This is a genomic window from Rhodococcus sp. 2H158 (genome assembly GCF_053764755.1).
In genome coordinates, this window is record NZ_JBSNCE010000019.1 from 73,211 (window position 1) to 93,743 (window position 20,533).

Sequence of the window (20,533 nt, forward strand, 5' to 3'; positions counted from 1 at the left end):
ACTACTTCTTCGGCAACTTCAGCTGCGAGAGGTCGAAGTTCTCGAGACCGGGCGGCAGCTCGTCGAGGCCCTTCGGCATCTTCGACAGGTCCGGGAACCCGGCGGGCATCCCACCCATGCCGGGCATGCCGGCGGGCATGCCGCCGGGGAATCCGCCCTTGATCTTCGGCGGGGTCGGTCCGCGGCCGCCCTTCTTGCCCTTCTTGCCCTTCTTCGCGCGCTGCGGCTTGCGGGACCCGGGCATGCCCATGCGCCCGGCCATCGCGGCCATCATCTTGCGGGCTTCGAAGAACCGGTCGACGAGCTGGTTGACGTCGGAGACCTTGACGCCGGAGCCGTTGGCGATGCGCAGCCGCCGGGAGGCGTTGATGATCTTCGGGTTGGCGCGTTCCGCCGGCGTCATGCCGCGGATGATCGCCTGGATCCGGTCGAGCTGCTTCTCGTCGACGTTCGCGAGGGCGTCCTTCATCTGTCCCGCACCCGGCAGCATGCCGAGCAGGTTCGCGATCGGGCCCATCTTCCGCACGGCCATCATCTGCTCGAGGAAGTCCTCGAGGGTGAGTTCACCGGAACCGATCTTCGCGGCGGTGGCCTCGGCCTGCTCGGCGTCGAAGACCTGCTCGGCCTGCTCGATGAGGGTGAGCACGTCGCCCATGCCGAGGATGCGGCTGGCCATGCGCTCGGGGTGGAAGACGTCGAAGTCCTCGAGCTTCTCGCCGGTCGACGCGAACAGGATCGGCTGACCGGTCAGCTCGCGGACGCTGAGCGCGGCACCGCCGCGGGCGTCGCCGTCGAGCTTGGTGAGCACCACGCCGGTGAAGCCGACACCGGCGCGGAACGCCTCGGCGGTGCTCACGGCGTCCTGGCCGATCATCGCGTCGAGCACGAACAGCGTCTCGTCGGGCTGCACGGCGTCGCGGATGCCGGCGGCCTGGGCCATCAGCTCCTCGTCGATGCCGAGGCGGCCGGCGGTGTCGACGATGACCACGTCGTAGTGCTTGGCGCGGGCCTCCGCGACGCCGTCGCGGGCGACCTTCACCGGGTCGGCGGCGGTGATGCCGAGCGGGTTCTCGCCGCCGCCGATGGAGGTGCCGGGGTGCGGGGCGAACACGGACGCACCGGCGCGTTCACCGACGATCTGCAGCTGGGTGACCGCGCCGGGCCGCTGCAGGTCACAGGCGACGAGCAGCGGGGTGTGACCCTGGTCCTTGAGCCACTTGGCGAGCTTGCCGGCGAGGGTGGTCTTACCGGAACCCTGCAGACCGGCGAGCATGATCACCGTGGGCGGGGTCTTGGCGAACTGCAGCCGCCGGGTCTCGCCGCCGAGGATCCCGACGAGCTCCTCGTTGACGATCTTGACGACCTGCTGGGCGGGGTTCAGCGCGCCGTGCACCTCGGCGCCCTTGGCTCGTTCCTTGATCTTGGCGATGAACGAGCGCACCACGGGCAGGGCAACGTCGGCCTCGAGCAGCGCCAGGCGGATCTCCCGGGCGGTCGCGTCGATGTCGGCGTCGGAGAGGCGCCCCTTGCCGCGCAGGTCCTTGAGGGCTCCGGTCAACCTGTCGGAAAGGGATTCGAACACCGAATGCGCTCCTGGGTCTGGCGAAGATGCGGACAGTTCTGCGTTCCAGGGTAGCCGCTCGCGGGACGAGTTCTCGCACGTGCACGAGCGGCCACCCCGCCCTCAGCCGTTGTCCTCGGGTTTCTTCGGCTCCGGAGCGGGCACCACGGCGAGCACCGCCCGCTCGACCCGCTCCCGGTTCCCCCGGGTGTCGGAACCTCCCAGGTCGATACAGAACGCGTCCACGACGGTGCGGCCGAGGGTGGAAACCCGGGCCCAGCGCACGTCGGTGCCGCACCGTTCGAACGCGTCCGCGAGCCGGCACAACATGCCCAGCCGGTCCTCGGCGCGCAGCTCGAGGATCGCCTGCCCCGGATCCGGGGCGTCGATCCAGATCAGATGCGGCGGCGCCTGCGCGTAGGTGCCCGGCACGGCCCGCTCCGGGCGTTCGGGCAGCTGCGCCTCCCGCGCCGCCTGCTCCTTCGCGTCGAGCGTGGCGAGCAGGTCGAGGTCCCCAGCGCGAGCCCGGATGAGTTCCTGCCGTAGCAGACCCGCCGGCGGCGGGGCCCCGAACAGCGGCGCGACGGCGAAGCTGTTGACCGCACTACCGGCGTGGCTGCCGACCGAGGCGGACAGCACACGCAGGCCGTGCAGGGCCAGCACCCCGGCGGCGTCGGACAGCAGGCCCGGCTCGTCGGGCGCGACCACCGTCACCGTGTAGGCGTGCGGGTTCTCGCCGGGTTGGAGCTCGACGTGGATGCCGCCCTGTTCCGCCTGTTCGGCGAGCTGGGGGTCGATCGGGTCGGGTCTCGGCAGCTCCTCCCCCGCCATCACCAGCCGGCAGCGCCGGACCAGCTCCCGGATGAGCGCCGCCTTCCAGTCGCCCCACACCCCCGGGCCCGTCGCGAGCGAGTCCGCCTCGGCGAGGGCGTGCAGCAGCTCGAGCAGCACCGGGTCGCCGTCGATGGCCTCGACGACGGACTCCACCGTGGCGGGGTCGTCGAGATCACGGCGGGTCGCGGTGTGCGGAAGCAGCAGATGGTGGCGGACCAGCGCGGACAGCACGGCGACGTCGGACGGCCACAGGCCCATCCGGCGGCCGATCTGGGTAGCGAGTTCCGCGCCGACGACGCTGTGGTCGCCGCCGCGACCCTTGCCGATGTCGTGCAGCAACGCCCCGAGCACCAGCAGGTCGGGACGCGCGACGCGGGTGGTCAGACCGCCGGCGTAGACCGCGGTCTCCACCAGGTGCCGGTCCACCGTCCAGGTGTGCACGGCATCGCGCGGGGGCAGATCCCGCACCGCTCCCCATTCGGGGAGCAGCCGGCCCCACAGTCCCGTCCGGTCGAGCGCCTCGATCGGGTCGATCGCGCGGGTTCCCGAGCCGAGCAGCACGAGCAGGTCGTTCAGCGCGGTGCGCGGCCACGGTTCCCGCAGTTCCGGGGCGCTGTCGGCCAGGCGGCCGAGGGTGGACGCGGAGATCGGCAGGTCGTGCTGCGCTGCGGCCGCGGCGACCCGCGTGATCAGGCCGGGGTCCTTGCGCGGGTGCGCGTCGCGGGCCAGCGTGACTTCGCCGCCGTGTTCCACGACACCCTCGTCGAGCGGGCGCCGGACGGGGACGCGGCGCAGCCGGGACAGGCCCTTGCGGGGCAGCGAGTTTCCTGCCGTGCGTACCCCGACCTCCACCGAGTAGCTCACGGTCCGGGCCGCCTCGGTCAGCACCCGGGCCAGGTCGAATCGGTCCCCGATGCGCAGGGCGGCGCCGATCTCGTCGGCATCCTGGGCGCGCAGCTGGTCGCGGGCCCGGCCGGCGACGCGGTGCAGCTCGGTGCGCACGTCCAGCAGGCGGCGGTGCGCGGCGGCGAGCCCGCCGCCGGGAACGTCGGGCCCGAGCCCGGGCATGCCGTCGGTGAGCTGCGCGACGGACAGTGCGTTGAGCAGCTGCACGTCCCGCAGCCCGCCGCGGCCGCTCTTGAGGTCGGGTTCGGCCCGGTGCGCGATCTGCCCGCTGCGCTCCCACCGGGCCTCGGTCAGGGCGATGAGCTCGTCGAACCGGCTGCGGATGCCGGTGCGCCACTGCCGCCGCACGCCGCCGATCAGCAGGTTGCTCAGTTCGAGGTCGCCGGCGATGTGCCGGGCTTCGAGCATGCCGAGCGCGGCGGTCAGGTCGGACGCGGCGACCTGCAGGGCCTGCGGGACGGTCCGGACGCTGTGGTCGAGCTTGATGTGCGCGTCCCACAGCGGATACCAGAGCCGGTCGGCGACCCGGGACACGACAGCGGGGTCCATGTCGTCGTGGAGCAGGACCAGATCCAGGTCGGAGTAGGGAAGCATCTCGCGGCGGCCGAGGCCGCCGACGGCGACGATGGCGAAGCCGCAGTCGGGCTTGATACCGAGTTCGGTTCCCTTGGTGACGAGCCAGAACTCGTGGAGATCGACGAGGGCGTGGCGGAGGGCGGGGGCGTCGAGCCGGCGGTTGCGGGTGCCGCCGGCGAGCAACTGGGTACGAGCCCGGGCGAGGTCGGTGGCGGCGGTGCCGGCTCCGGCCGGCCCCGGAGACACCGGCGGCCCCGATCCCGCTGCGGAGGCAGCGGGACCAGGGCCGCGAGTTCCGGACCCCTTCGGGTCAGAGTGCATCGGCGCCTCGTTCACCGGTGCGCACTCGGACGACCGTTTCGACCGGGGTGACCCACACCTTGCCGTCGCCGATCTTGCCGGTGCGGGAGGCCTCGACGATGGTCTCGACCACCTTGTCGACGGCGGCGTCGTCGACGACGACCTCGACGCGGACCTTGGGAACGAAGTCGACGGAGTACTCGGCTCCGCGGTAGACCTCGGTGTGGCCCTTCTGGCGACCGTATCCCTGCACCTCGCTGACGGTCATGCCAAGCACACCCGCCTGCTCGAGGCCTGCCTTGACGTCCTCGAGGGTGAACGGCTTGACAATTGCCGTGATCAGCTTCATATCCTCATCCCTTCCCAGTCTCCAGTGCCCTGATGTCTTCTTATCACTTGAGGGCGGCGGCGAAGTCGTATGCCGACTCCGCATGCTCGGCCTCGTCGATGCCGCGTGCCTCTTCCTCCTCCGACACCCGCCAGCCGAGTGGCTTGAGCGCGAAGGCGACGATCACGGTGATGATGCCGGTGTAGACCAGGGCGGAGACTGCGATGACGATCTGGATCACGAGCTGCTTGTAGTCGCCGCCGTAGAACAGGCCCGTCTCGGTGCCGAGGAACCCGATCGCGATGGTGCCCCACAGGCCTGCGACGAGGTGCACGCCGACGACGTCGAGCGAGTCGTCGTAGCCGAACTTGTATTTCAGGCCGACTGCCAGGGCGGACAGGACGCCGGCGATCGCGCCGAGCACGATCGAACCGACCGGGCTGAGCGCACCGGCGGCCGGGGTGATGGCGACGAGGCCGGCGACGGCACCCGAGGCGGCACCGAGGCTGGTGCCCTTGCCGTCGCGGATGCGCTCGGTGAGGAGCCAGCCGAGGATCGCGGCGGCCGCGGCGGTGGTGGTGTTGACCCAGGCCAGGCCGGCCACACCGTCGGCGGCGAACGCGGAACCGGCGTTGAAGCCGAACCAGCCGAACCACAGCAGGGCGGCACCGAGCATGACGAACGGCAGGTTGTGCGGGCGGAAGGCGGTGCGACCGAAGCCCGCGCGCTTGCCGATGATCAGCGCCAGGACGAGCGCGGCGATGCCGGCGTTGATGTGCACGACGGTGCCGCCGGCGAAGTCGATGGGCGCGACGGTCGCGACGAGCCCGCCTTCTCCGTCGTCGGAGGTGCCGAAGATCTTGGCGGCGAGGCCGTCCTCGGAGCCGGAGAGCAGGCCGCCGCCCCACACCATGTGGGCGAGGGGGAAGTACGCGAGGGTGACCCAGATTCCGGCGAAGGCCAGCCAGGTGCCGAACTTCACGCGTTCGGAGAGGGCACCGCTGATGAGAGCGGTGGTGATGACCGCGAACGTGACCTGGAAGCCGATGTCGATGATCTGCGGGTAGTCGCCGAGGCCGGGCAGGAACTCACCGGCGTCGTCGTAGATGGCGCCCTGTAGACCGAACATCTGGAACGGGTTGGCGAAGATGCCCCCGATGTCCTCGGTGCCGTAGGACATCGACCAGCCCCACAGCACGTAGATCACCGCGATGACCGCCATTGCCCCGAAGGACATCATCATCATGTTCAGGACGGCCTTGGTGCGCGACATGCCGCCGTAGAAGAACGCCAGACCGGGCGTCATCAACAGCACCAGGGACGCCGATATCAGCATCCATGCCGCGTCGCCGGTGTTCACCACTTCCTCCACTTGCAACCTCCCTGTTGGCCGCGCCGGTCAGCGCGTCGTCGAGAGAAGAATGCTGTGGTGATGTTTCGGCCGGAGCGCCGCGCTGTTTCAGCGGAGTGAACGCAAATCGGACATGTGTTTCGTTCCTGTTTCGTGGCTCATCCACCGGCGCCGGCCGCCGAACCGGGTCCGTCGCACGGCGTTTCGCGGCGGTGCTCGCGGAGAGCCGGGAGGGGGTGGATCGGGGTGGATCGGGGTGGATCGCGACCCGAGCCGGGACGGACCCGGCGGAGCCGGGTGGCCAGCGCGGCGAGCTCCCGCAGGAGCCTCTCGTCGCTGCTTCCCCGTCGCCACCCGCCCCGCGGGATCCGTCCGGCACCTGTTTCTACCGAACCGGAGTGGCAGATGGGAACCGAGTGACGATTTGTGACCTTTCCGTGACCAAAACCGGCCACCCGGTCGGAGGCCGGGTGGCCGGTGTCGGTGGTGAGCTGGCGGTAGTGCGGTGGCGGAAGGTCAGCCCAGCAGCGCGTCGACGAATGCGCCCGGCTCGAACGGCGCGAGGTCGTCCGCGCCCTCACCGAGACCGACGAGTTTCACGGGGACCCCGAGCTCGTGCTGGACCTGGAAGACGATCCCGCCCTTGGCGGTGCCGTCGAGCTTGGTCAGCACCACGCCGGTGATGTCCACGACCTCGGCGAACACGCGCGCCTGCATCAGGCCGTTCTGCCCGATCGTCGCGTCGAGCACGAGCAGCACCTCGTCGACCGCGGCCTTCTTCTCCACGACCCGCTTGACCTTGCCGAGCTCGTCCATCAGACCGGTCTTGGTGTGCAGCCGGCCGGCGGTGTCGATGAGCACGGCGTCCACACCCTGGTCGGTGCCCCTGGCGACGGCGTCGAAGGCGATCGCGGCCGGGTCGCCTCCCTCCTTGCCGCGCACGACCTCGGCGCCGACCCGCTCGGCCCACGTCTGCAACTGGTCGGCGGCGGCCGCACGGAAGGTGTCGGCGGCGCCCAGCAGGACGCGGCGGCCGTCGGCGACGAGGACCCGGGCGAGCTTGCCGGTGGTGGTGGTCTTACCGGTGCCGTTGACCCCGACGACGAGCAGCACCGCCGGGTGATCCTGGTGCGGCAGCGCCCTGATCGACCGGTCCAGCTCCGGGTGCAGCGCCTCGACCAGCACGTCCCGCAGGACGGCCCTGGCCTCGGCCTCGGTGCGCACACTGCGGGCGGCCATCTGCACCCGCAGCCGCTCGACGATCTGGGTGGTGGTGGCGGCACCGAGGTCGGCGATCAGCAGGGTGTCCTCGATCTCCTCCCACGAGTCCTCGTCGAGGTCGCCGCCGCCGAGCAGGCCGAGCAGGCTCTTGCCCACCGCCGACTGCGACCGGGCGAGACGGCCGCGCAAGCGGTCCAGCCGGCCCTCGGTCGGGGCGATCTCCTCGATCGGGGGAACGAGCGGGACAGCCGCAACCTCGGGTTCGACGGTCGGCGGCGGGGCCACCTCGACGGCGGGTGCCGGCGCAGCTTCCTCGACCGGCGCAGCTTCCTCGACCGGCGGGACGACCTCGGACGGCGGGACGACCTCGGACGGCGCCGGGGCGGTCTCCGGCTCGACGCCCGGGACGGGCTCGACCCTGGGGGCCGGTTCCACGGTGGGCGCGGCGCCGGCCTCCGGTGCCCGCTCGGGCTCCACCCGGGGCTCGACCGTCGGCGCCGGAGCCTCCGATACCTCCTTGGGCAGTGGCACGACCTTCGGTTCCGGCACGACCTTCGGTTCCGGCACGACCTTCGGTTCCGGCACGACCTTCGGTTCCGGCACGACCTTCGGTTCCGGCACGACCTTCGGTTCCGGCACCACCGTCGATTCCGGAGCGACCGGCGGCTTGGGGGACGCCGGCGGTTCCGGGACCACCGGCGGTCTCGGGGCCGGCCGCTCGACCGGCTGGGGCGGCGCCGTCGCGGTCGCCCCCTGGGTGAAGCTGAAGCCGCCCGCGGCCTTGTAACCGCCGGAACGGTCCTTCTGCTCGGCGGTGCCGAGCTCCGGCGTCTGCTCGGCCGTCAGCGACACCTGCCGTCTCCGGTACAGGGTCAGGCCGACGACGAGCGCGACGAGGAGGACGGCAAGTGCCGCCGCGATGGCTATCCAGGCTCCGGTACTCACGCCCCCATACTGTCAGGCGCAACGGCCGCGCTCAGCTCTGGGCGAGAAAGATCCTGACCACGCATCCGCTGCGAGATGACGCGGGTGATGCCGTCGCCGCGCATGCTGACCCCGTACAGGGCGTCGGCAATCTCCATCGTCGGCTTCTGGTGGGTGATGACGATGAGCTGGGACTTCTCCCGAAGCTGCTCGAACAGACCGATGAGCCGGCGCAGGTTGGTGTCGTCGAGAGCGGCCTCCACCTCGTCCATGACGTAGAACGGGGACGGCCGGGCCCGGAAGATCGCGACGAGCATGGCCACCGCCGTCAGCGACTTCTCGCCGCCGGAGAGCAGCGACAGCCGCTTGACCTTCTTGCCCGGCGGCCGGGCCTCGACCTCGATTCCTGTGGTGAGCATGTCCGACGGATCGGTCAGCACGAGGCGACCGTCGCCGCCGGGGAAGAGCTTGGCGAACACCTGCTCGAACTCGCGCTCGACGTCCGCGTACGCCTCGGTGAACACCTGCAGGATGCGGGCGTCGACGTCGGCGACCACGCCGAGCAGGTCCTTGCGGGCGTTCTTGACGTCCTCGAGTTGCGTGGCGAGGAAGTTGTACCGCTCCTCGAGCGCGGCGAACTCCTCGAGCGCCAGCGGATTGACCTTGCCGAGGGTCGTCAGGTCCTTCTCCGCGCGCTTGGCGCGCCGCTCCTGGGTGGCGCGGTCGTACGGCTGCGGCTGCGGCGCGACGACCTGTTCTCCGCGTTCCCGCGCCTGTTCGAACTCGGCGATCTCGAGTTCGGACGGCGGCAGCGGCACCTCGGGGCCGTACTCGGCGAGCAGATCGTCGGGAGCGATGGCGTACTGCTCGACGACGGCCTGCTCGAGTTGCTCGATCCGCAGCGCCGCCTGGGCGCGGGCGACCTCGTCCCGGTGCACTGCGTCGGTGAGCTGGGCCCGCTGCGCGGAGAGGTCGCGCACCCGCTCCTTGACCTTGTCGAGCTGTTCGGCCCGCTCGGCGCGCTGACGGGTCAGCTCGTCGCGGTGGGCGGAGGCCGCGGCGACCACCTCGTCCAGGTGGGCCGCCACCCGGGCACCGGACTCGGCAACGGCCGCGGCGACGGCCGCGGCCTGCTTGCGGGCGCGCTGCGCCCGTTCGGCCCGGGCCCGCGCCTCGCGCTCGGCCTGGGCTGCGCGGCGCAGCGAGTCCGCCTTGCCGCGCAGCGCCTGGGCGCGCTCCTCCGCGGTGCGGGCCGCGAGCCTCGCCTCCATCTCGACGGCGCGGACCTCGGCGAGGGCTGCGGCGGCGACCTCCCGGTCGACGGCCGTCGAGTCGGTGCCCGGATCGGCGCCCGCGTCGCTCTGTTCCTGCTCGGCCAGCCGCAGCCGCTCCTCGAGCTCGACGACCTCGCGGCGGGCCGTGTCACGCTCCGTCTCGGCCTTGGTGCGCTGCGCCGCGAGCCGCTCGGACTCGGCGTGGGCGGCGCGCGCGGCCTGCCCGAGCCGGCCGAGCTGCTCGTACACTGCCGACATCGCGGCGTCGGACTCGTTGAGGGCCGCGAGGGTCTGTTCGGCCACCTCGGCGCGGGCCGCCTGTTCGGCCAGGGCGCCGGCGAGGGCCGCCGAGAGTTCTTCGGAGCGCCGCACCGCGCGGTCGAGGTCGGCGCGGGACGCGTCGATCGCGGCCTGGACCTCGAGGGTGCTCGGCGCGCGCCCGGATCCCCCGACGACCCAGCCCGAGCCGGCGAGATCACCGCTCCGGGTCACGGCCCGCAGCTCGGGGCGCACGTGGCACAGTTCGATCGCAGAGGGCAGGTCGTCCACGACGACGGTGCGCGCCAGCAGCGCGTCGAGTCCGCCGCGCAGTTCCGGCGGGCAGTCGATCACGTCCCGCACCCAGCGCGTCCCGTCGGGCAGCCTCACCGGCTCGGCCGGCGCGGTGGTGCCCCCGGCGACGAACGCGACCCGGCCCTGATCGGCGTCCACCAGCGCGGCGACGGCCGCGGCGGCCGCCGGGACCGAGTCCGCGGCCAGCGCGTCCGCGGCCGGGCCCATCGCCGCTGCGACGGCAACCTCGTAACCGGCCTCGACCCGGACGCGTTCCGCGAGGGGACCCGACAGTCCCAGATCGGGGCGGTGCTCGAGAAGCCAGGCGGCGCCGTCCTTGCGCTCGAGACCCATCGACAGCGCCTCGATGCGCGCCCCGAGGGACGCGACCTCCTTGCCGGCCGCGCGCTCGGCGTCCTGCAGTTCCTTCAGGCGGGCGTCGGCGAGCCGCAGCGCCTCGAGGGCACGTTCGTGCTGGGCGTCGGCGTCGATCTCGCCGGCGTCGAGGTCGTCGATGCGGGCCTGGGCCGTCTCGAACTCGGCCTGGGCGGCGACACCGCGCAGCCGGGCCTCTTCGATGGCGACGGTCAGCCGGGCCACCTCCGCGTCGATGGACTCGGCGCGGGTGCGCACGGTGTCGACCTGTCCGGCCAGGCGAGCGAGTCCCTCCCGCCGATCGGCGACGGCCCGCACGGCGGCCAGGTGCGCCCGCTCGGCGGCCGCGGCGGCCTCCTCCTGGACGGCGAGCTGCTCCTTCGCGGCCTCGAGGGTGCCGTGGGCGATCTCGACGGCCTCGAGGAGTTCGGCCTCCTCTTCGGCGATGCGGTCGGCGCGGGCCTCCATCTCGTCCGGGTCCTGGCCGTCGCGGACCGCCGGGGCGGTGTCGAGGTGGCGGGCGCGTTCCTGGGCGATGCGCACGGTGGCGCCGAGGCGTTCGGCGAGCGCGGAGAGCCGGAACCAGGTCTGCGACGCGGCCTCGGCGCCGGGGGTGAGTCGCGCGACCGCTTCCTCGTGGCGGGCGAGTTCGGCGTTGGCGTCGTCGAGCTCGGCGGAGACGTGGTCGAGTCGCTCGCGCAGGACGCGTTCCTGCTCGTCCTGGTCGGCGAACTCGGAGCGCCGGGTCACGAGGTCGTCGGCGGCGAGCCGCAGTCGGGCGTCGCGCAGGTCGGCCTGGATGGTCTGGGCGCGGCGCGCCACCTCGGCCTGGCGGCCGAGCGGCTTGAGCTGCCGGCGCAGCTCGGCGGTGAGGTCGGTCAGGCGCGCGAGGTTGGCCTGCATCGCGTCGAGCTTGCGGACCGCCTTCTCCTTGCGCTTGCGGTGCTTGAGGACTCCGGCGGCCTCCTCGATGAATGCGCGGCGGTCCTCCGGCCGGGACTCGAGGATGGCGGAGAGGCGGCCCTGACCGACGATGACGTGCATCTCGCGGCCGATGCCGGAGTCGGACAGCAGTTCCTGCACGTCCATCAGCCGGCACGAGTTCCCGTTGATCTCGTATTCGCCGGCGCCGTCGCGGAACATCCGCCGGGTGATGGACACCTCGGAGTATTCGATGGGCAGCGCGCCGTCCGAGTTGTCGATGGTGAGGGTGACCTCGGCACGGCCGAGGGGTTGCCGGCCGGCGGTCCCGGCGAAGATGACGTCCTGCATCTTGCCGCCGCGCAGCGCCTTGGCGCCCTGCTCCCCCATCACCCAGGTGAGGGCGTCGACGACGTTGGACTTGCCGGAACCGTTCGGCCCCACGACACACGTGATCCCCGGTTCGAACCGCAGAGTCGTCGCGGACGCGAAAGACTTGAAGCCCTTGAGCGTCAGACCCTTCAAATACATGTGCGAAAACCTTACCGGCGGGCCGTCACCGCTCGACGAAGCCGGTCAGGTCACCGCGCGTCGGCTCCCAGCTCTCCACCACCAGCCGCACCTCTCCCGGGGTCTCGCCCGAGCGCAGCGCGGCGAGGAGGCGCTCGAGGGCGTCGCGGGGGCCCTCGGCGATGACGAGCACGCGCCCGTCGGGATGGTTGGTGGCGTGACCGACGAGGCCGAGTTCGAGGGCTCGCGACCGCGTCCACCAGCGGAACCCCACACCCTGCACGCGCCCGTGCACCCAGGCGGTGAGCCGGACGGCGTCCGGCGGCGACTGCGTCACGGCTGCTCCCCCGAACTGCGGACCGGACGGACGGCGTGGACGGCGCCGTCGAAGCCGGTGGTGTAGAGGACGTCCGGGTCCCAGCCGGGACCCTCGCCGAACGCGACCGCGGAGACGAAGGGCACCCCCGTGGCGACCGTGCAGCCGGCGCCGGTGACCGGGTCGACCCGCAGGATCTTCCCGGCGACGTTGAGCGGGACGTACAACGCCCCGTCGGGTCCGACGTCGAGATCGTCGGCGGTCTCGAGGGGCCCGGGCCCGGACGGGTCCAGGGTCCGGACCGGACCGGACAGGTCGCCGGCATTCAACGCGTGAATCCGGGTGGTCGGATCGAAAGTCGTAGCCGCATAAACGGTTTCGTCGTCGACGGCGAGTCCGTTGACGGAGCCGAGGTCGGTGCGGATCGTTTCCGGAGCCCCACCCTCGACCGGCACGCGCGTCAGGCCCGGGGGGCTGCCCAGGTTCCGGCTGACGAGGAAGTCCCCGTCGGGCAGGCGGACGAGACCGTTGGGCATGGTCAGACCCGACGCGACGGTGCGCCGCGTCCCGGTGTCCAGATCGACGGCCTCCAGGGTGCCGTCGGTGCGGCCGAGCAGCCCGGAGACGGTGCCGTTGCCGGTCGTGAAGTACGCCGTGCCGTCGTCGACGACGATGCCGCCGGGCGCCGGGACCTCGGCCACCACGGTGTCGGCCCGCCCCTCGGGCGTGAGGGCCAGCAGCGACCCGCCGCCGGCCGGGGTGGACGCCGAGGCCAGCAGCCGGCCGCGACCGTCGAACGCGAGATTCTCGAGCACGCCGAGCCCGGACGCGACGACGTCCACCCGCCACGGCGCGCAGTCCGCCGGGGCGGGCGCGGCCGTCGCCGGCGCCCCGCCCGCCAGGAACCCGACGGCGAGCGCGAGTCCGGCCGCTGTACGAATCATCCGCCCTCCCTGCCGAGGTCCGCCGCTCACGCGTCCGGAACGATCTTCAGCGTCACCTCGGTGCCGGCCTCGAGGGTACGGCCGACGGTGCACACCTTGTCGACGGATCGCTCGACGAGCGCGACGAGGCGCCGCTGCGCCTCCTCGTCGAGTTCGCTCAGGTCCAGCGCCATCTCCTCGACGAGGTGCGGGTACACCTCGTTCTCCCGGTCAGCGGCGCCGGAGACACGGATCGTGACGTCGTAGGTGTCGCCGAGCCGGCGCGACAGCGGGAAGTCCGAGCTCATCCCCGAACAGGCCGCCAGCGCGATCTTCAACAGCTCGCCGGGGGTGAAGACACCCTCGACGGTCTCCGACCCGATCAGGACCTCGGCACCTCGGGAGCTGCGGCCCGTGTAGCGGCGGGTGCCGGTGCGCTCGACCCACAGTTCGGTCGTCGGCGTGTCGGAAGTCTGTTCAGCCATGCGGGAGATCCTGCCATGATCACCCGACGGCCAGTTCGCGCAGGATCCCGATGAGCTCGTCCGCGACGACGGGGGTGTCCGCGCTGCTGCGGCGCAGCAGTCCGACGGGTTCGGCGGTGCCCGGGGTCGGTACCGGCAGCCGCACGAGCGTGCCGTCGTCGAGGTCGTCCTGCGGCACCCGCTCGGGTGTCAGCCACACCGCGTCGCCGGCGCGCACCAGCCCGCGCGCAACCGAGACGTCGAGGGTCTCGACGCTGCCGGACGGCAGCCGCAGGCCGTGCCGGGCGAGGAAGCCCTCGGTGTGGTGCCGCGGCACGGTACCGGCGGTGGCGACGACGAGGGGATGGTTCAGCACCGCCGGCACCGACACCGGACCCCCGGCCAGCGGATGCCCCGGGCGCACGATCAGGGCCAGCGACTCGGCGTACAGCAGTTCGAACGAGAGCCCTTGCATGGTCTCCGGGTCGGCCATCCGGCCGAGGACGAAGTCGAGCTCGCCGGCGCGCACCGCGCCCAGAAGTGCGGTGTTCGGGGCCGTGCGGATCTGCACACCGACGTGCGGACGCCGGTCCCGCAGCCGGGTGACCGCACCGGGCAGCAAGGTGCTCGCGACGGTGGGCAGGGCGCCGACCCGCACCGGGGCCACGGCCGGCTGCCCGGTCCCGGAGAGGGCACGGGCGGCGGACGCCAGCGCGTCGGTGACCTCGACGGCGTGGCTCAGGAACTCCTCGCCGGCGGGGGTGAGCCGGGCCCCGTGCCGCCCGCGGTCCACCAGGCGCAGCCCGGCCAGGGATTCGAGTTCGTTGAGGGTCTTGGTGACCGCCGGCTGACTCAGGTGCAGCCGGCCGGCGGCCCGGCCGAGGTTGCCCTCCTGGGCGACGGCGACGAAGCACGTGAGGTGGCGCAACCGGATGCGATCCAGGAGTCGCGACACCCGGTCGACCGGGGGCACGAAACCGTGTTCCATCACTGAAGGTTATGAAATTCCCCCGAAACCGTCAATTTACATGACTCCTGCTCACCCATAACGTGGATCACATCCAGTCCGTCGCAGTGCGACAGTCCCCAGGAGTACCGCCTCATGATCATCGCCGCCCCCGGCGCCGCGTCCGGCGAATTCGTCGAACGCGACCACACTCAGCACCCGCCCGCCCTCACCCCCGGATACCGCACGTCGGTGCTGCGCTCCCCGCGCAATGCCCTGATCGCGCCGCGCAACACGCTCTCGGAGACGACCGGACCGGTCTTCGACCGTCGCGAGCTGGGCGAGAAGGACAACGACCTCATCCTCAACTTCGCCAAGGACGGCCTGCCGATCGGCGAGCGCCTGATCGTGCACGGCTACGTCCGCGACGAGTTCGGCAACCCGGTGAAGGGCGCCCTGGTCGAGGCGTGGCAGGCCAACGCCGGCGGCCGCTACCGCCACAAGAAGGACCGCTACCTCGCGCCGATCGACCCGAATTTCGGCGGTTGCGGCCGCATGATCACCGACGACAACGGCTACTACTTCTTCCGCACCATCAAGCCCGGGCCGTACCCGTGGGCCAACAGCACCAACGCCTGGCGGCCCGCCCACATCCACTTCTCGATCAACGGCACCGGCTGGGCGCAACGCTTGATCACCCAGATGTACTTCGAGGGCGACCCGCTCATCGAGCGCTGCCCCATCGCGAAGACCATCCCGACGCTGGACCAGCTGCGCAGCCTGATCGCGCAGGAGGATCCCGCCAACAACGCCCCGTTCGACGCGCGTACCTACCGCTTCGACCTCACCCTGCGCGGCCGCCGCGCCACCTTCTTCGACAACGTCAACCTCCCCGGAGCCCCCCGATGAGCCTTTCCCCGCACAGCATGATCGAGCGCCGCCCGGAGACCCCCTCGCAGACCGGCGGCCCGTACGTCCACATCGGGCTCGCACCGCAGCAGGCCGGGTTCGACATCTTCGACAACAACTTCGGCAACGTGCTGACCGCCCCGGAGACGAAGGGCGAGCACATCACCCTCGAGGGCCGCGTCTTCGACGGCACCGGCACCCCCGTGCGCGACGTGCTGATCGAGATCTGGCAGGCCAACGCCGCGGGCAGGTACGCCCACCCCGGCGACACCCAGGACGGCCACACCCAGGACAGGGAGATCGATCCGACCTTCCGCGGCTGGGGCCGCACGGGCGGCGACTTCGACACCGGCGTCTACACCTTCGAGACGGTCAAGCCGGGACCGGTGCCGGCGAACGACGGCGGGATCCAGGCCCCGCACATCCTCATGGTGCTGTTCGCACGGGGCATCAACATCGGCCTGCACACCCGGGTCTACTTCGACGACGAGGCCGACGCCAACGCCGCCGACCCCGTACTCAACGGGATCGAGTGGGAGGTCCGCCGCGACACGCTGATCGCGAAGCGTTCCGAACGCGACGGCCAGGTGGTCTACACCTTCGACGTGCGCCTGCAGGACACCCCGGAAGGCGGGATCGAGACCGTGTTCTTCGACATCTGACCGGGAGCCGGGTGGCGCGGGGGCGCGCGTTTCGGACGGCGGTCGCCTGGGCATCCTTGCGCCGACCACGTCGCAGCGAACGAAGGCCACGGCACTGGACACCGCGATCATCTACGTTTCCGCCGGGCTCGCGCTGCTTTTCGCCGTCACCGTGCCGCGGCTGTTCCACAACCGGGCGATCTCGGCACCTATGATCGTGCTGGTGGCCGGCGCGGTGCTGGGGCTGCTGTTCGACAACGCCGAAGCTCTCACCCCCGACGGGCACCCGGCCGTGGCGGAGTACCTCAGCGAGGTCTGCGTGATCGTCGCGCTCATGGGCGTGGGCCTCGCGATCGACCGTCCCCTCGGGTGGCGGTCGTGGAAGTCCACCCGGCGGCTGCTGCTGATCGCGATGCCCCTCGGCATCGGGGCCGTCGCGGTGCTGGGCTGGTGGGCCGCGGCCCTCACCCCCGCGGCCGCCGTACTGCTCGGGGCCGCCCTCGCCCCCACCGATCCCGTCCTGGCGTCCGACGTGCAGGTCGAGGGCCCCACTTCCGGGGAGGGTTCCCACCGCGAAGACGACGAAGTGCGGTTCGCGCTCACCTCCGAGGCCGGCCTCAACGATGCGCTGGCGTTCCCGTTCGTCTACCTCGCGCTGTTCATGTTCACGAAGGGACCGATCGAGGACTGGATCGCCTCCTGGGTCCTGTGGGAGCTGCTCGGCAAGATCGTCCTGGGCGCCGTGGTGGGAGGGCTGGCGGGCCATCTCGTCGGGCGGGCGGTGTTCCACTTCCCCGTCGAGCACGTCCGGCTGGCCGACCGAGGCGAACCGATCGTCGCGCTCGCCGCCACGTTCGCGGTGTACGGAATCGCCGAACTGGTCGGCGGCTACGGCTTCCTGGCCGTCTTCGTGTGTGCCGTGGCCATGCGGCGCATCGAACGCGCACACGAGTACCACGCCGAGATGCACAGCCTGATCGAGCAGCTCGAGCACGTCCTTACGCTCGCGGTCCTGCTCCTGCTGGGGGCGGGCCTCACCACCGGTCTGCTCGCCGAGTTGTCGTGGGGTTCGGTTCTCGTCGGCGCCGCCCTGGTCCTCGTGATCCGGCCGGTGGTCGGCTGGCTCTCGCTCCTGGGCTGTGACGAGATGGATGTCCGCGAACGCCGCGTCACGGCCTTCTTCGGCGTGCGCGGGATCGGCTCCGTCTACTACCTCGCGTACGCGGCGGCGGAGCTCGACATCGCGCAGGAGCAGGAGCTGTGGGCCGCCGTCGCCTTCACCGTCGTCCTGTCCGTCCTCGTGCACGGGGTGAGCGCGACGAGGGTGATGCGCATGCTCGACAACGCCCGTGTGAAGGGTCCGCCGTAGGCGCATCGGGTGGGGGGTCCTCCCGGCTCTTGCCGAGGATTGAACACGCGGTTAATATGCTGATCATGAGTTCAACGCCGGGTCGTCTCTCGGCAGCCGATCGCCGGGACCTCACGTCCGCCGCGCGCATCCGGGAGGCCGCGATCCTCCGTTTCGCTCGCGACGGCTTCGACGCGAGCCTGCGGACCATCGCCGCGGACGCGGGGGTGAGCGGGGCGCTGATCGTGCACCATTTCGGGTCCAAGAAGGACCTGCGACGTGCGTGCGACGAGTGGGTCCTGGGACAGATCCGCGATTCCAAGCGGACGACCCTCGCCACCGGCGACTCCGGTCCGTGGCTGGCGCAACTCGGCCGGGCCGAGCAGTACGCTCCGCTCGCCGTCTACGTCGCCCGCACCTTCCAGGCCGGCGGCGAAAGCGCGGCGGAGTTCTTCGATCACCTGGTCGACGACGTGGTCGACTACCTCGCAGAGGGCGAACACAACGGGCTGATCCGGCCGTCCCGGGACAGCCGCGCCCGGGCCCGCCTGCTCACCGGCATGAGCGTGGGGTCGATGCTGCTGCAGATGTCCCTGCACCCGGAACTCCTGCGGGGTGGGGACTTCACCGGGTTCTTCCGGCACCTGACCGACACCGTCACCGCACCGGCCCTCGAACTGTATTCCGAGGGTCTGCTCACCAGCCGCAAGCTGCTCGACGACTACCTGATGTACGTCCCGGACCCGCCGGCGGGCGCCGGGGGCGGCGAATCCACCGCTCCCCCTTCCTGATCCGGAATCCGCCTACCCAGGACACAGTCATGAACACGATCGTCGAGGTCCACGACCTCACCAAGACGTTCGGCGCCACGACCGCGCTGGACGGTCTCAGCCTGCAGGTCGGCCGCGGTGAAGTGGCCGGCTTCCTCGGCCCCAACGGTGCCGGCAAGTCCACGACCATCCGGATCCTGCTCGGGCTTCTGCGCGCCGACGGCGGCTCCGCATCCGTGCTCGGGTTCGATCCGTGGCGCGACGCCGTCGAAGTGCACCGGCACCTCGCGTACGTCCCGGGCGACGTCAACCTGTGGCCGTCGCTCACCGGCGGCGAGGCCATCGACCTCCTGTGCCGCCTGCGGGGAGGGGCCGACCGTGCACGTCGCACCGAGCTGGTCGAACGCTTCGAACTCGACCCTCGCAAGAAGTGCCGCGCCTATTCCAAGGGCAACCGCCAGAAGGTGGCGCTGATCTCCGCACTCGCGTCGGACGTGGATCTCCTCGTCCTCGACGAACCGACGTCCGGCCTCGACCCGTTGATGGAACGGGTGTTTCAGGACTGTGTTGCCGAAGCGAAGCGGCGTGGCTCGTCGGTGTTGCTGTCGAGTCACATCCTCGCCGAGGTGGAAAAGCTCTGCGACACCGTGACCATCATCCGGGACGGCCGTACCGTGGAATCCGGGTCACTGGCCCAGCTGCGGCATCTCACCCGGTCGACGATCACGGTCCGCACCGACCTCGACGCGTCCGGCCTGGCGCAGGCCGAGGGCGTGCACGCGCTGCGAAACGAGCACGGGCACACCGTGTTCGAGGTCGACAACGGCCACCTCGACGAGGTGGTCCGCCGGCTCGCGGAGTACGGCGTCCGCAGCCTCGAGAGCGCACCGCCGTCGCTCGAGGAGCTGTTCCTGCGCCACTACGGCAGCGATCGACAGGTCGCCGGCGTGGGCGGCGGGCGATGAACACCTTCGCCGGGACCGCGTCCCTGGTCCGCTTCGACCTGCGCCGGGACCGGATCAAGCTGCCGCTGTGGGTGATCGGCATCTCGGCCCTGGCGGCGTACTTCGTCGCGGCCCTGCAGCTGGCGTACCCGGCCGCCGAGGACCTCCGCAGCGTGGCCGGTTTCGCCGACAACCCGGCAGGGGTGATGATGTCGGGTCCCGGCTACGGCATGGACGACCCCACGCTCGAGGCGTTCGTCGCGAACCAGTACGGGCTGTACCTGCTGGTCGCCGCCGCGTTCATGAACATTCTCCTCGTCGTCCGGCACACGCGGGGCGAGGAGGAGAACGGTCGCACCGAACTCGTCCTGGCGGGCGCGGTGGGGCGGCGCGCCCCGCTGACCGCGGCCCTGGCGACCGCAGTCGTCGCGAACGCCGCCCTCGTCGTGGCGGGCGGCGCGGCAATGACGGCCGCCGGGGTGGACGCCGGCGGGGCGGTGCTGTTCGCCGCCGGGTTCGCGGCGCTGGGGCTGTTCTTCGCCGCGCTCACCGCCCTGGTGTGCCAGGTGTGCGAACACGGGCGCACCGCCACAGGACTGGCCGCAGCGGCGCTGGGAACGGCCTTCGTCGTGCGGGGCGTCGGCGACGTCCTGGAGCGGCACGGCAGCGCGGTGTCCTGGCTGTCCCCCATCGCCTGGTCGCAGCAGACGCGAGCATTCGTCGATCCGCGATGGGGCCCGCTGGCCCTGTCGTTCGGGTTCGCGGCGGTCGCCGCGGCGGCCGCGTACCGCGTCGTGGACCGTCGCGACCTCGGCGCCGGACTGGTGCCGCCGCGGCCGGGCCGGGCCGAGGCGGCGCCGGCGCTGGCGAACCCGTTCGCCCTGGCGCTACGGCTGCAGCGCGGCAGCATCGCCGGGTGGGGCGCGGGCCTGGCGCTGATGGGGTTGTTCTACGGCTCCCTGACCGGCTCGATCGCCGAGAGCTTTGCGAACCTGCCCGAGGACATTCTTGTGCTCATGGGTGGTTCGGCCGCGAATCTCGTCGACGGCTTCCTGGGCCTGACCGGATACACGATGGCCTTCCTCGCCTCCTGCTTCGCGATCCTGTCCGTCCGCCGCTTGCGGGGCGAGGAGCAGTCGGGCCGGATCGAACCCGTTTTGGCGACCGCTACGAGCCGTGCCGGATGGATGGCAGCGGGGCTGTCCGTGACCGCCCTGGGCGTGGTGGCGCTCCTCGCCCTCGCCGGCCTTGGGACCGGGCTCGGGGCCGCGGCGTCCACCGGGGAGCCGACTCGGGTGCCCGCATCGGTATGGGCGCATCTCGGTTACCTTCCCGCCGTGCTCGGCATCGCGGCGATCGGAGCGGCGCTGTTCGGTCTCGCCCCCCGCGCCTTCGATCTGGTCTGGGTACTGGTCGTCTACGGCTACCTGGTGGGCAGTTTCGGACCGATCCTCGATCTGCCCGACAGCGCCGGCGTCCTCTCCCCGCTGAACCATGTCCGGCAGATGCCGCTCGAACCGTTCGCCGCGGGTTCCTTCGTCGCTCTCGTCGTTCTCGCCGCGCTCGTCACGGCGGCAGGGCTGGCCGCGTTCCGGAAGCGCGACGTCGTGAGTGCGTGAGAACCCGCCGGGTGGCCCGG

The 20,533-nt window shown here is 71.6% G+C and carries 16 protein-coding genes; 6 read left to right on the forward strand and 10 right to left on the reverse strand.

Annotated elements, in window-relative coordinates; translation table 11 throughout:
* Window position 1: 1 nt before the first annotated feature.
* The 10 genes from ffh to ACWPOB_RS19165 form a co-directional block, all read right to left on the reverse strand.
* Window positions 2–1,582, reverse strand: coding sequence for a signal recognition particle protein (gene ffh, locus ACWPOB_RS19120; protein ID WP_100058392.1), 1,581 nt, complete (start codon window positions 1,580–1,582; stop codon window positions 2–4).
* Between the two features lie 102 nt (window positions 1,583–1,684).
* Window positions 1,685–4,198, reverse strand: coding sequence for a [protein-PII] uridylyltransferase (locus tag ACWPOB_RS19125; RefSeq protein ID WP_455401789.1), 2,514 nt, complete (start codon window positions 4,196–4,198; stop codon window positions 1,685–1,687).
* On the reverse strand, window positions 4,188–4,526 hold the full coding sequence (locus ACWPOB_RS19130; protein ID WP_006933679.1) for a P-II family nitrogen regulator: 339 nt from the start codon (window positions 4,524–4,526) through the stop codon (window positions 4,188–4,190). The genes ACWPOB_RS19125 and ACWPOB_RS19130 overlap by 11 nt, the downstream gene beginning before the upstream one ends.
* Before the next feature lie 43 nt (window positions 4,527–4,569).
* Window positions 4,570–5,877, reverse strand: a complete 1,308-nt coding sequence (locus tag ACWPOB_RS19135; protein WP_072635080.1) for an ammonium transporter — start codon at window positions 5,875–5,877, stop codon at window positions 4,570–4,572.
* A gap of 495 nt (window positions 5,878–6,372) precedes the next feature.
* Window positions 6,373–8,022 (reverse strand): signal recognition particle-docking protein FtsY, encoded by a 1,650-nt coding sequence (gene ftsY / locus ACWPOB_RS19140; RefSeq protein ID WP_455401790.1) that lies wholly within the window; start codon window positions 8,020–8,022, stop codon window positions 6,373–6,375.
* Window positions 8,019–11,654 (reverse strand): chromosome segregation protein SMC, encoded by a 3,636-nt coding sequence (smc, locus tag ACWPOB_RS19145; RefSeq protein WP_455401791.1) that lies wholly within the window; start codon window positions 11,652–11,654, stop codon window positions 8,019–8,021. Before smc ends, ftsY begins: the two co-directional genes overlap by 4 nt.
* A gap of 25 nt (window positions 11,655–11,679) precedes the next feature.
* Window positions 11,680–11,970 (reverse strand): acylphosphatase, encoded by a 291-nt coding sequence (locus ACWPOB_RS19150; RefSeq protein ID WP_100058818.1) that lies wholly within the window; start codon window positions 11,968–11,970, stop codon window positions 11,680–11,682.
* Complete coding sequence (locus ACWPOB_RS19155; RefSeq protein WP_455401792.1) at window positions 11,967–12,893, reverse strand: SMP-30/gluconolactonase/LRE family protein; 927 nt, start codon at window positions 12,891–12,893, stop codon at window positions 11,967–11,969. The genes ACWPOB_RS19150 and ACWPOB_RS19155 overlap by 4 nt, the downstream gene beginning before the upstream one ends.
* A 26-nt stretch (window positions 12,894–12,919) precedes the next feature.
* Window positions 12,920–13,357, reverse strand: coding sequence for an OsmC family protein (locus ACWPOB_RS19160; RefSeq protein WP_100057865.1), 438 nt, complete (start codon window positions 13,355–13,357; stop codon window positions 12,920–12,922).
* 19 nt (window positions 13,358–13,376) lie between these two features.
* Window positions 13,377–14,324: a LysR substrate-binding domain-containing protein gene (locus tag ACWPOB_RS19165; RefSeq protein ID WP_455401793.1), complete on the reverse strand. Its 948-nt coding sequence runs from the start codon at window positions 14,322–14,324 to the stop codon at window positions 13,377–13,379.
* A gap of 114 nt (window positions 14,325–14,438) precedes the next feature.
* On the opposite strand from ACWPOB_RS19165, the gene pcaH reads away from it, so the two are divergent.
* From pcaH to ACWPOB_RS19195, 6 genes are all read left to right on the forward strand, one after another.
* Window positions 14,439–15,191 carry a protocatechuate 3,4-dioxygenase subunit beta gene (gene pcaH / locus ACWPOB_RS19170; protein WP_455401794.1) on the forward strand — a complete coding sequence of 251 codons (753 nt, stop codon included), beginning with the start codon at window positions 14,439–14,441 and terminating at the stop codon, window positions 15,189–15,191.
* On the forward strand, window positions 15,188–15,853 hold the full coding sequence (pcaG, locus tag ACWPOB_RS19175; protein ID WP_455401795.1) for a protocatechuate 3,4-dioxygenase subunit alpha: 666 nt from the start codon (window positions 15,188–15,190) through the stop codon (window positions 15,851–15,853). Before pcaH ends, pcaG begins: the two co-directional genes overlap by 4 nt.
* 109 nt (window positions 15,854–15,962) lie before the next feature.
* Window positions 15,963–17,201 carry a cation:proton antiporter gene (locus tag ACWPOB_RS19180; RefSeq protein WP_455401816.1) on the forward strand — a complete coding sequence of 413 codons (1,239 nt, stop codon included), beginning with the start codon at window positions 15,963–15,965 and terminating at the stop codon, window positions 17,199–17,201.
* Between the two features lie 65 nt (window positions 17,202–17,266).
* Entirely contained in the window at window positions 17,267–17,971 is a 705-nt protein-coding gene (locus tag ACWPOB_RS19185) for a TetR family transcriptional regulator (RefSeq protein WP_455401796.1), read from the forward strand.
* 29 nt (window positions 17,972–18,000) lie between these two features.
* A complete protein-coding gene (locus ACWPOB_RS19190; RefSeq protein ID WP_455401797.1) occupies window positions 18,001–18,915 on the forward strand; it encodes an ABC transporter ATP-binding protein in 915 nt (304 codons plus the stop codon).
* The gene (locus ACWPOB_RS19195) at window positions 18,912–20,513 is read left to right on the forward strand and encodes an ABC transporter permease (protein ID WP_455401798.1); all 1,602 of its coding nucleotides are present in this window, start codon (window positions 18,912–18,914) and stop codon (window positions 20,511–20,513) included. The genes ACWPOB_RS19190 and ACWPOB_RS19195 overlap by 4 nt, the downstream gene beginning before the upstream one ends.
* The last annotated feature ends 20 nt before the right edge of the window (window positions 20,514–20,533 follow it).

Excerpts from the sequence above, each read along its gene's own strand:
- ACWPOB_RS19125 (WP_455401789.1), bottom strand. The coding sequence starts at position 4,198 with ATGCACTCTGACCCGAAGGGGTCCGGAACTCGCGGCCCTGGTCCCGCT.
- ACWPOB_RS19130 (WP_006933679.1), bottom strand. The coding sequence starts at position 4,526 with ATGAAGCTGATCACGGCAATTGTCAAGCCGTTCACCCTCGAGGACGTC.
- smc (WP_455401791.1), bottom strand. The coding sequence starts at position 11,654 with ATGTATTTGAAGGGTCTGACGCTCAAGGGCTTCAAGTCTTTCGCGTCC.
- ACWPOB_RS19155 (WP_455401792.1), bottom strand. The coding sequence starts at position 12,893 with ATGATTCGTACAGCGGCCGGACTCGCGCTCGCCGTCGGGTTCCTGGCG.
- ACWPOB_RS19160 (WP_100057865.1), bottom strand. The coding sequence starts at position 13,357 with ATGGCTGAACAGACTTCCGACACGCCGACGACCGAACTGTGGGTCGAG.
- ACWPOB_RS19165 (WP_455401793.1), bottom strand. The coding sequence starts at position 14,324 with ATGGAACACGGTTTCGTGCCCCCGGTCGACCGGGTGTCGCGACTCCTG.
- pcaH (WP_455401794.1), top strand. The coding sequence starts at position 14,439 with ATGATCATCGCCGCCCCCGGCGCCGCGTCCGGCGAATTCGTCGAACGC.
- pcaG (WP_455401795.1), top strand. The coding sequence starts at position 15,188 with ATGAGCCTTTCCCCGCACAGCATGATCGAGCGCCGCCCGGAGACCCCC.
- ACWPOB_RS19185 (WP_455401796.1), top strand. The coding sequence starts at position 17,267 with ATGAGTTCAACGCCGGGTCGTCTCTCGGCAGCCGATCGCCGGGACCTC.
- ACWPOB_RS19190 (WP_455401797.1), top strand. The coding sequence starts at position 18,001 with ATGAACACGATCGTCGAGGTCCACGACCTCACCAAGACGTTCGGCGCC.
- ACWPOB_RS19195 (WP_455401798.1), top strand. The coding sequence starts at position 18,912 with ATGAACACCTTCGCCGGGACCGCGTCCCTGGTCCGCTTCGACCTGCGC.